This window comes from Pseudomonas sp. PS02290, assembly GCF_029960075.1.
Classification (GTDB): Bacteria; Pseudomonadota; Gammaproteobacteria; order Pseudomonadales; family Pseudomonadaceae; genus Aquipseudomonas.
On the sequence record NZ_JASCOY010000018.1, the window covers coordinates 16,532 to 26,115 of the forward strand.

Annotated in this window: 13 protein-coding genes; all 13 read left to right on the forward strand. The window is 60.5% G+C overall.

Annotated features, from left to right (window positions below; translation table 11 throughout):
- The gene (locus QMX88_RS11020; protein WP_282369083.1) at positions 1-864 is read left to right on the forward strand and encodes a head maturation protease, ClpP-related; all 864 of its coding nucleotides are present in this window, start codon (positions 1-3) and stop codon (positions 862-864) included.
- Positions 865-934: 70 nt separating this feature from the next.
- Entirely contained in the window at positions 935-2,131 is a 1,197-nt protein-coding gene (locus tag QMX88_RS11025; RefSeq protein ID WP_282369084.1) for a phage major capsid protein, read from the forward strand.
- Between the two features lie 55 nt (positions 2,132-2,186).
- Positions 2,187-2,669: a hypothetical protein gene (locus tag QMX88_RS11030; protein ID WP_282369085.1), complete on the forward strand. Its 483-nt coding sequence runs from the start codon at positions 2,187-2,189 to the stop codon at positions 2,667-2,669.
- Between the two features lies 1 nt (position 2,670).
- Entirely contained in the window at positions 2,671-3,012 is a 342-nt protein-coding gene (locus QMX88_RS11035) for a head-tail connector protein (RefSeq protein ID WP_282369086.1), read from the forward strand.
- Positions 3,012-3,350, forward strand: a complete 339-nt coding sequence (locus QMX88_RS11040) for a phage head closure protein (RefSeq protein ID WP_282369087.1) — start codon at positions 3,012-3,014, stop codon at positions 3,348-3,350. The genes QMX88_RS11035 and QMX88_RS11040 overlap by 1 nt, the downstream gene beginning before the upstream one ends.
- Entirely contained in the window at positions 3,343-3,786 is a 444-nt protein-coding gene (locus tag QMX88_RS11045; RefSeq protein WP_282369089.1) for an HK97-gp10 family putative phage morphogenesis protein, read from the forward strand. The genes QMX88_RS11040 and QMX88_RS11045 overlap by 8 nt, the downstream gene beginning before the upstream one ends.
- The gene (locus QMX88_RS11050) at positions 3,786-4,151 is read left to right on the forward strand and encodes a DUF3168 domain-containing protein (RefSeq protein WP_282369090.1); all 366 of its coding nucleotides are present in this window, start codon (positions 3,786-3,788) and stop codon (positions 4,149-4,151) included. The genes QMX88_RS11045 and QMX88_RS11050 overlap by 1 nt, the downstream gene beginning before the upstream one ends.
- Before the next feature lie 83 nt (positions 4,152-4,234).
- Positions 4,235-4,963 (forward strand): phage tail tube protein, encoded by a 729-nt coding sequence (locus QMX88_RS11055; protein ID WP_282369092.1) that lies wholly within the window; start codon positions 4,235-4,237, stop codon positions 4,961-4,963.
- A 9-nt stretch (positions 4,964-4,972) separates the two neighbouring features.
- Complete coding sequence (locus QMX88_RS11060) at positions 4,973-5,407, forward strand: phage tail assembly chaperone family protein, TAC (protein ID WP_282369093.1); 435 nt, start codon at positions 4,973-4,975, stop codon at positions 5,405-5,407.
- A complete protein-coding gene (locus QMX88_RS11065; protein WP_282369094.1) occupies positions 5,404-5,634 on the forward strand; it encodes a phage tail assembly protein T in 231 nt (76 codons plus the stop codon). Before QMX88_RS11060 ends, QMX88_RS11065 begins: the two co-directional genes overlap by 4 nt.
- 3 nt (positions 5,635-5,637) lie before the next feature.
- Positions 5,638-8,499, forward strand: a complete 2,862-nt coding sequence (locus QMX88_RS11070) for a phage tail tape measure protein (RefSeq protein ID WP_282369096.1) — start codon at positions 5,638-5,640, stop codon at positions 8,497-8,499.
- Positions 8,489-8,827 carry a phage tail protein gene (locus QMX88_RS11075; protein WP_133772973.1) on the forward strand — a complete coding sequence of 113 codons (339 nt, stop codon included), beginning with the start codon at positions 8,489-8,491 and terminating at the stop codon, positions 8,825-8,827. Before QMX88_RS11070 ends, QMX88_RS11075 begins: the two co-directional genes overlap by 11 nt.
- A gap of 7 nt (positions 8,828-8,834) precedes the next feature.
- The gene (locus tag QMX88_RS11080; RefSeq protein WP_282369105.1) at positions 8,835-9,584 is read left to right on the forward strand and encodes a phage minor tail protein L; all 750 of its coding nucleotides are present in this window, start codon (positions 8,835-8,837) and stop codon (positions 9,582-9,584) included.

Here is a 9,584-nt window from a genome sequence, read left to right on the forward strand (position 1 = left end):
ATGCCATTGAATGTAAACGCTCGCAGTTTCAACTGTGAGCTGAGCCCGCGCGCGCTCGATTTGTGGAATCCGGATCTGCGCGCTGCGCTGGAAGCCGGCACTGACACCATCACCATGTACGGCATCATCGGTGAGGATTGGTACGGCGAGGGCGTCACGCTCAAGCGCGTGGACGCTGCGCTTCGGTCGATCGGCGACAAACCAGTGACGGTCTACATCAACTCCCCGGGCGGCGACATGTTCGAGGGGATTGCAATCTACAACCGCCTGCTCGAGCACTCTCAAGAGGTGACGATCAAGGTCCTCGGCCTGGCTGCCTCGGCGGCATCTGTCATCGCAATGGCTGGCGCCAAGCGCGAAGTCGCCAAGACAGCGTTCCTGATGATCCACAACTGCTGGACCTATTTCGCCGGCAACCGCCACGCCATCCGCGAGCTCGCCGACACGATGGAAGAGTTTGACCGCGCGATGATCAGCCTATACGCCGATACCAGCGGCCAGGATGAGTCCGCGGTGGAGAAGATGCTGGACGCGGAGACCTACATGAACGGCTCGAACGCCGTTGAAAAGGGCTTCGCTACCGGCCTGATATCCGCATCCGAAGTGGAGCAGGCCCCCAGCGAAGAAGGCAGTCAGGCGCACTCGGCCCGCAAGCTCGACGCTGCGCTCGCCAAATCAGGGATGCCGCGCAGCGAGCGCCGCAAGCTCATCTCAGAAATCAAGACCAGCAGGTCTAGCGCTGCTGGCGGCGACACGCTTCGCGCTGTCGTGCCGGGCAAGCCTAGCGCTGCCCTTGATGTATCCGCGTTTGAAGAAACCGCAAATCAGGCGTCGGCACTTCGGGGGCTCATCCCCGCCTGCTGATCGACTGGGGCTGCAACCCATTTGATAACCGCCCTCGAGGCGGTTTTTTCATTTCTGAAAGGACAAAATCATGCCTGTAGATCTTTCTGCAATTGAAGCTTCCCAAAAGCAAACCCAAGCCGACCTGAAAGCCGTTGGCGACCAGATCAAGACTTACGCCGAGCGCACCGAGAAGGAAATCAAAGCCTCCGGTGAAATGCAGGCCGAAACCCGTGGCAAGGTGGACGAGCTGCTGCTGAAGCAGGGCGAGCTTCAGGCGCGCATGCAGGATGCTGAGCAAAAGCTGGTCAATGCCAACAAGCGTCATGAACCGGAAGTTCATCAGTCTGCCGGCCAGCTCGTCGCTGCGAAAATGGCAGAAGAAGGCGTAAACAGCTCTTTCCGCGGCTCCCGCCGTGTGACAGTGCCGCGAGCCGCAATCACCTCCGTGCCGACCTCCGGTGGCGCACTGGTGCAGACCGAGCGCGTCGGCATTGTTCTCGCGCCGCAGCGCCGCTTGACCATTCGCGATCTGGTTGCACCTGGCACCACCGACAGCAATGCTATCGAGTACGTGCGTGAAACTGGCTTCACCAACAACGCCGCCATCGTCGGCGAAGGCCTGGCCAAGCCGTACAGCGATCTGAAATTCGAGCTCCAGAACGCCAACGTGCGAACCATCGCACACCTGTTCAAAGGCAGCCGCCAAATCCTGGACGACGCTTCTGCGTTGCAGAGCTACATCGACGCCCGAGCTCGCTACGGCCTGCTGATGGCCGAGGAAGCGCAGCTGCTGTACGGCAACGGCACCGGCAACAACTTAAAGGGGATCATCCCCCAAGCCCAGATCTACGCGCCGCCTGCAGGCGTGCAGGTACAGGCTATCCAGCGCATCGACCGCATTCGTCTGGCGCTCCTGCAGGCGCAGCTGGCCGAGTTCCCGTCCACCGGCATCGTGCTGAACCCGATCGACTGGGCGGCCATCGAGCTGCTCAAGGACGGTGAAGGTCGCTACATCATTGGCAAGCCGCAAGAAGGCACCGCGGCGCGCTTGTGGAACCTGCCGGTCGTTGAAACCCAGGCCATTGTTCAGGACCAGTTCCTGGTAGGCGCTTTCAGCCTGGCTGCGCAGATCTTTGACCGGATGGGCATCGAAGTGCTGGTCTCGACTGAGAACGCCGACGACTTCGAGAAGAACATGGTGACCATCCGCGCTGAAGAGCGCTGCGCCTTCTCTGTGTACCGCCCGGAAGCTTTCGTGACCGGTCCTTTGACCCCAGCCGCTTAACCCTTCCCACAGAGCGCCGCCCTCGGGCGGCCTCACTGTTTCAGGAGAGATGAATATGGCACGTACAAGCGCGAGCGATGCGACCAAAGGCACTGCTACGGCGGCGGATACGACTGTCGCTACGCTCGGCCCGCAGGCTCCGATACAAAGCACCACCGGCCCGGCAACGGCGCCCGGCGTTCAAGGCGGGGCGGCAGCAGCAGATAGCGCTTCCGTGGCAGGCGCAGGGACTGGCCCGGTCCAGCCCGCTGACCCGGCCAATGGCATTGGCAACACCGTGCAGGCTGGTCAACCGGCCTCCGGCGCCGCAGCAGCCGGCTCGACGATTACCCTCGACGCTGCTGCAGCGGCCGTTGACCAGTTGCAGGCGGATGGCGCTGCTGAGGACGGCAACCAGATCATGATTTACCCGTTGCGTAGCTACCTGGACGGAAAAGAGATTCGCCGTGCTGGTGGCGAAGGCTACAAGTCGCCGAAGCATGACGCGGTGTCGCTGGTCGCTGCCGGCCTGGCCACCGACAAAAAGCCGAAGGCCTGACATGAACGCCATCCCGACCGATCAAGCGATGCAGCATTTACGCGCCGAAGAGGAGGATCGCGGGCACGTAGAGCTGTTACTCGCCGCGGCGGAGGACAGCGCTGCCCAGTTCATGAACCGGCGTTTTTACGGTGATTTGGATTCGCTGGGCGCTGCGGTGCTTGATGGGTCAGCGGGCCGGGATCCGGTGCTGATAAATGCGTCCATTCGCGCTGCATGCTTGCTGATCCTGGGCTCGCTGTTCGAGAACCGTGAAGACATCGTGATCGGCACGATATCCAACGAACTGCCAATGGGGTCGCGTGCGCTACTGACGCCATATCGTGTGGGCTGGGGGATCTGATGCGCTCAGGCAAGCTACGTCACCGAATCGATATCGAATCACCGGGCTTGGTCCAGGACCCGGCCACAGGTGAGATGTTGCCCGGCTGGACCAGCGCCTGGGAAAACGTCCCGGCATCGTTTGAGCCGCTGAGTGCTCGCGACTTAATCGCTGCCCAAGCTGCTCAATCAGCCGCCACCGCGCGAGTGGTGATTCGTTACAGGTCCGGTGTTCTGCCCACCATGCGGATCATTCATCGAAACGAGATATACGAACTCAAAGGGCCGGCGTTGCCGGATCCTGGCTCCGGATTGGAGTACCTCACCATCATGGTGGGGAAGGGGCTCAACAATGGCTGACACCATTTCTGTCAGGTTTACCGGAACGGACCAGCTATCCGCCAAATTTCGCGAGCTGACCGGTGCAGTGCGGACCAAGGTGGCCGCGCCCGCAGCAAAGGACGCCATGCAGATTGTTCTGGCTGATGCAAAGGATAGGGCTTCCCGGGTAGACGATCCCGAGACCTGCAACTATCTACCCGCGAACATCGCATTGGTTGAGCGGAAAAAGCTGGGCGAGGAGATCGGAGCTGTAGTGGTATCAGTTGGCGTGCGCAAGACAAAGGCCGGGCAGCGTGGCGGCAACACGTTTTATTGGTGGTGGGTGGAACTGGGTACGGAACACTCCCGGGCTCGACCAATGTTGCGGCCGGCGCTGGCGAACAACCGGGAAGCGGTCTTCAAGGAGTTCCTCAGCTCGGCCAAGTATCAGCTCATTAAGCTTGGGATCAACTAATGGTCGCTCCGATCTTCAAAACGTGCGTCGCCGATCCCGCTGTGACACAGCTGCTTGGCATGAGCCCCACGAGACTCTATCCCCATGGAGAGGCTCCGGAGGGCGTGGCTAAGCCATACGCGGTGTGGCAGGTGGTCAGCGGATCGCCGTTCAACTATGTGAATGGTCTACCTGATACCGACCGATACGGCCTGCAGGTAGACGTTTATGCTGATACGGCAAGCAGCGCAGACGCCGTTGTCGTCGCAATCCGTCGGGCCGTCGGCAGACACGCCTATGTGACCGGTTTCGGTGTCGATAGTCGCGACAAGGACACCAAAAACTACCGGAAAGGTTTCGATGTTGCCTGGCTCGTAAGGCTGTAACCAGAACAGAAAGAACGACCCGCTCCGGCGGGTTTTTTCATGCGCGCCAATAAGTGATTTCGCAGGAAATCGGGAGTAACAAATTGACCATTAATGTCCAGGGCACTGAGCTTTTCGCCATCGACCCGGCTGATAACACCATCCTCGATGTGGGCTGCTTCACCACGCTTGATGGCATCGACACTTCGGTCGCGCAAGTTGACGTGACGTGCACCAAATCGAAAGGTCGTGAATACGAGGCCGGCCTTGCTGAGCCAGGTTCGGCATCGTTCGGCTTGAACATCGACCCGAAAAACCCGGTTCACCTGCGCCTTCACCAGTTGAAGACCGCTGGTACGAAGCTCCAGTGGGTTGTTGGCTGGTCGGACGGCTACAACTTCGACACCGAAGAAGGAATCCAGCCTCTTGTCGGCACCCCGGGCGGCCTGGCTGCGCTGGTGCTGAACTCGGCGGGTACCGGCTACACCACTGCTCCTACGGTGGCTATCACTGGCGGCGGTGGCACTGGCGCGACAGCAACGGCGCAAATCGCAAACGAAAAGGTCACCGGTTTCACCATCACCAACGAGGGCTCCGGCTACACCAGCGCACCTAACGTAGCGCTCACAGGTGGTTCTGGTACCGGTGCGACGGCGCGCGCGTTGGTGGAGACCGAGATCGATTTCGACCTTCCGAACACCCGCACCTGGCTCACCTTCGAAGGCTACATGAACAGTTTCCCGTTCACGTTCGGCCTGGGCGACGTCGTCAAATCCACCGTTGGCATCCAGGTCTCGGGCGAGCCCGTTCTGGTTGCCAAGACCGCGCCTTAAGGAGCCCCTATGGATCTGAATATCGCGTCGCTCAAGGCGGCCGGCGCTTTCATCTCGGCACCGCAGAAAAAGGAAGTCAGCTGGCACGCGAACGGGAAGCCGCAGAAGGCCACCGTCTACGTGCTGCAGGAGTCGTTCATTTCGCTGACCCAGCGCTGGGATGCGCAGGACCGCGGCGGTGACTTGGCCGCTCAGCGCATCGCGTCCTGCATTACCGATAAAGAGGGTGTTCCAGTCTTCACCGTGGACGACGTGGTGGGCGGACCAGAGACGGGTCATGGCCCGCTTTGCGCGGAGCTGGCGATTGTGTTGCTCGCCGCAATCGGTGAGGTCAACAAGGTGCCAGAGGGCGCGCTCGAAAAAAAATCCAACCCGAGGAAGAGCTCTGGCACGAGCTCGCCATCGTCCTCGGGACGACGATCGCCGAAGCAAAGCAAAGAATGACCTACGTCGAGGCGATGGACTGGATGCGGTACCGGCTTCAGACCGGCTCGCTGAATCTGGGCCTTCGTCTCGATGAGGGTTTCGCGCTGCTGGCCACGGTGTTCAACAACGTCATGGGCGGTAAAGCCAAGCTTTCGGATTTCATGCCGGACCGCGGCTTTGCAGTCGCCCCGAAAGAAGCCACGCCGCAGGATCTGTTGGCGCTATTGCAGCGCGTGAAGGGGTGATTTATGGCTGTTGATTCGCTCGGCCAGTTGACGGTCGACCTGGTGGCGAACACCGGCGGCTTTGAAAAGGGGATGGACCGGGCAGAACGCAAGCTCAAGTCCACGACCCGCGAGGCAAAGTACCAAGCCGATCAAATGGGCAAGCTGGTTGGACAGATTGATCCGGTAGTGGGTGCATACGGCCGGCTCGATAAAATGGAAGAGCAGTTGCGTAAGCATCGCGCGGCCGGCCGGCTCGACGAGCCGGACTTCAAGGACTACCTCTCAAAGCTAAACGACCAGCGTGCTGCATTGGGCAAGAGCAGCAACGACATGGACAAGGGCGCGATGTCCGCGAAAGCGTACGCCGCAGCACTGCGCGGTGTTCCCGCTCAGTTCACTGATATCGCCACATCCATTCAGGCAGGGCAAAACCCGCTTACCGTGCTGTTGCAGCAGGGTGGTCAGCTCAAGGATTCGTTCGGCGGCGTCGGCCCTGCTGCGAAAGCGCTGGGCGGGTACGTGCTGGGATTGGTGAATCCGTTCACCGTCGCCGCTGCTGCGGCTGCAACGTTGGCTCTGGCTTACTATCAGGGCTCGAAGGAGGCTACGGCGTATCAGGTGGCGCTGATAACCACCGGCAACGTCGCTGGTACCAGCGCAAACCAACTGGCGGGAATGGCTGAGCGGATTGGTTCGACCGTTTCCACCACGGGCAAGGCGGCTGAGGTGCTGGCGCAACTTGCCGGCGCCGGAGACATCACCAGCGCGAGCTTTGAGCAGATCGCGTCGGCTGCCATCAACTGGGAGAAAGCGACCGGGACCGCCACTGAGCAAACCATCGCCGAGTTTGAAAAGATCGCGAAGGACCCCGTGAAAACCCTCGGTGATCTGGACGATAAGTACCATTTCCTCACCGCTTCGGTTTACGAGCAGGTTCGAGCGTTGCAGGAAAACGGCGATAAGCAGGGCGCTGCCGCCGTGGCAGAGGACGCATACGCACGAGCGCTCGAAGCGCGCGCTGCAAACATCAAAGCGAATCTCGGCACGCTGGAAACTGCTTGGGCTTCTCTCGCGGGTACCGCGAAAAAGGCGTGGGAAGAGATCGTCGGGGTTGGTCGTGAAAGCTCGCTTGACGCTCAGATCAAAAATACCCAGAAGCTGCTCGATGACCGCAAGGGCGGTGTCCTGGCCAAGATGTTTCCCGACTCGCTCGGCGAGGGTAGCGACTCCACGCGGTTTTTGAAATCACGCCTCGACCTGCTCATCAAACAACGAGACGCGCTGACCAAGTCGAGCAAGGCTGAGGGCGAAAACGCGAATGCCCAGACTGAGGGCCGCAAGGCATTCGAGGAATATCAGAAGGCGCGAGAAGCGAACTTCACCAAAACGCAGAAGATGAACAAGGCGCTCGAGGATGAGCAGCGCCGTATCACCAAGGCTCGTGCTGCGGGATACAAGATTTCGGCAGAGGACGAAACGGCAGCCTACAAGGCAATCCGCGATAACCCCTCTTACAAAGACGCCGATCCGAAAAAGCCGAAGGCGTATCAGGAAGACGCTGGCACCAAAGCGCTGGATTCTGCGCGGCAACAATACGCGGTGCTGCAGCAGCAGAACTCGCTGATTGGCGACCAGTCGGCGGCAAGCCAGCAACTCGGCTCGAACGCGAAAAAGCTGATCGAGTGGGAGCAACAGCTCGCCGATATCAAAGGTAAGAAGACGCTCACTGCTGATCAGAAATCGCTGCTGGCCAGTCAGGACCTCATCACCGCGCAGCTCAAGCGCAACGCGGCGCTGGAAACCCAGAACACGCTGTCGGAAAAGGCGCTCGAAACACGCCGTAAGCTGGCCGCGTTTGATGAAAATCTTCAGAGCCAGCTTTCGAGCGCCAAGCAAGGGCTCGACAACAATCTTGCTGGCGCGGGCCTCGGCGATGTGCAAAAGCAGCGCCTCCAAGAACAGCGAAACATCCAGCAGTCCTATCAGTCGCAACTGGACAAGCTGACCTCCGACTACAACAAAAGCAACAAGGACCAGTTCAGCACCGAGCTCTACGACAAAGAGACGGCATCGCTGAAAAGCGCGCTGGATCAGCGCCTGGCGATGCAGCGGCAATACTACGTCGACGTGGACAAGGCCCAAAGCGATTGGACCGTCGGAGCCTCAGCGGCCTATCAGGACTATCTGCAAAGCGCGAAGGATGTCGCTGGGCAGACGAAGAGCCTGTTCTCTGGGGTGTTCAGCGGTCTTGAAGATTCGGTCGTGAATTTCGCCATGACCGGCAAAGCCTCGATCGCCGATTTCACCAAGTCGGTTCTCGCTGACTTGGCCCGGATCGCCGCGCGGCAGGCCATCACGTCAGGAGGCAGCGCGCTCCTCGGGTTGGCTACCACTGCCGCCACCACATACTTCGGTGGTGGGTCCTCTGGCTCGACTCAGGCCGGGTATACCGGCGCGGCTTACCAGAGCTGGCTCTCCTCGCAGCACTGGGATGGCGGCTACACCGGCGACGGGGGCAAGTATGAGCCTATGGGTGTCGTTCACGGCGGAGAGGTCGTTATCCGCAAGGAAGTGGTTCAGCAGCCCGGGATGCGACAGTACCTCGAGCGCCTGAACAAGTCCGGAAAGCCGGGTTACACGGGCGGCGGATATGTGGGCCTGGCTTCGGGCGGGTCTGCGGGCACTGGCCCGGCCAACGCGGCCGGATCTGTAGTCATTCAACAGAACTTCACAGTGCCCAGCGCGGCAAACGACTCGTCGGCGAAAGACATGCAGGCGGTCGGGCAGGCTTATGCCGATACCGCGAAACGGGGCGCTCAGCAGGCGATCGCTGAAGAGCTTCGGCCAGGCGGGGCGATTTGGAGGACCATCAATGGCCGTTGAGACATTCACCTGGTGTCCGAAGCTGGAGACGACGAGCACACCCGAGTACCGGACCCGATCGAGCAAATTCGGGAACGGTTACGAGCAGGTGGTGGGTGATGGCCCTAACAACAAAGTGGATGTTTGGCCGGTGTCTTTTGTAGTTCGTGAGTCTGTAGCGCTCGAGATCAAGGCTTTTCTTGATCGTCACGCCGGGTTCAAGTCGTTCATGTGGACGCCCCCGCTCGGCGAACTGAGCTTCTACCGCGCTACGGCGCCGACCGTATCCCCCAACGGTGCTGGCTTTTACACCCTGACCTCCACGTTCACCCAGTCATTCATTCCGTAGGTAAGACATGCCGCTGATCAAAGATATCCAGGTGCTCGAGCCTGGGAGTGAAGTGCTGCTGTTTGAATTGGATGGGTCTGACTACGGGGCGGATGTGTTGCGGTTCCATGGTCACGCGATCCCGTACACCGCAGCGGAATTGATCGCTGCTGGCGCTGACGCCGATCAGTTGCCGGCAAAGGCCATTTGGTGGCAAGGGGAGGAGTACGGCGCCTGGCCGATGCAGATCGACGGCATCGAGGCGACGGGCGGCGGCACGGCGGTGCGTCCCACCCTTTCGGTGAGCAACGTCAACGGCCGTATTACCGCGTTGTGCCTGACCTTCGAAGATTTGCTGGAGTTCAAGCTGACGATGCGGCACACGCTGGGCAAGTATCTGGATGCCGAGAACTTCCCCGGCGGGAATCCGGATGCGGACGCCTCGCAAGAGACGATCGAGGTCTGGTATCTGGACCAGAAGACATCCGAGAACGGATCGAGCGTGTCGTGGGAGTTGGCGAGCCCGGGCGACGTCGGCGGCGAATCCATCGGCCGGCAGATGACGACGCTGTGCCATTGGTGCCTCACCGGCGGGTACCGCGGCCCAAACTGCAATTACACCGGCCCATACCGGGACAAGGATGGAAACCTCACCGACGATCCAGAGAGGGACGAGTGCGACGCGACTCTGGGGCGTGGTTGTGTGCCTCGCTTCGGTGAGGGCAACCCCTTGCCGTTTGGCGGCTTCCCTGCCGTTTCCCTAATAGCCAGGAGCTGA

Excerpts from the sequence above, each read along its gene's own strand:
- QMX88_RS11030 (WP_282369085.1), top strand. The coding sequence starts at position 2,187 with ATGGCACGTACAAGCGCGAGCGATGCGACCAAAGGCACTGCTACGGCG.
- QMX88_RS11045 (WP_282369089.1), top strand. The coding sequence starts at position 3,343 with ATGGCTGACACCATTTCTGTCAGGTTTACCGGAACGGACCAGCTATCC.
- QMX88_RS11075 (WP_133772973.1), top strand. The coding sequence starts at position 8,489 with ATGGCCGTTGAGACATTCACCTGGTGTCCGAAGCTGGAGACGACGAGC.
- QMX88_RS11080 (WP_282369105.1), top strand. The coding sequence starts at position 8,835 with ATGCCGCTGATCAAAGATATCCAGGTGCTCGAGCCTGGGAGTGAAGTG.
- QMX88_RS11020 (WP_282369083.1), top strand. The coding sequence starts at position 1 with ATGCCATTGAATGTAAACGCTCGCAGTTTCAACTGTGAGCTGAGCCCG.
- QMX88_RS11065 (WP_282369094.1), top strand. The coding sequence starts at position 5,404 with ATGACCTACGTCGAGGCGATGGACTGGATGCGGTACCGGCTTCAGACC.
- QMX88_RS11070 (WP_282369096.1), top strand. The coding sequence starts at position 5,638 with ATGGCTGTTGATTCGCTCGGCCAGTTGACGGTCGACCTGGTGGCGAAC.
- QMX88_RS11040 (WP_282369087.1), top strand. The coding sequence starts at position 3,012 with ATGCGCTCAGGCAAGCTACGTCACCGAATCGATATCGAATCACCGGGC.
- QMX88_RS11025 (WP_282369084.1), top strand. The coding sequence starts at position 935 with ATGCCTGTAGATCTTTCTGCAATTGAAGCTTCCCAAAAGCAAACCCAA.
- QMX88_RS11050 (WP_282369090.1), top strand. The coding sequence starts at position 3,786 with ATGGTCGCTCCGATCTTCAAAACGTGCGTCGCCGATCCCGCTGTGACA.
- QMX88_RS11060 (WP_282369093.1), top strand. The coding sequence starts at position 4,973 with ATGGATCTGAATATCGCGTCGCTCAAGGCGGCCGGCGCTTTCATCTCG.
- QMX88_RS11035 (WP_282369086.1), top strand. The coding sequence starts at position 2,671 with ATGAACGCCATCCCGACCGATCAAGCGATGCAGCATTTACGCGCCGAA.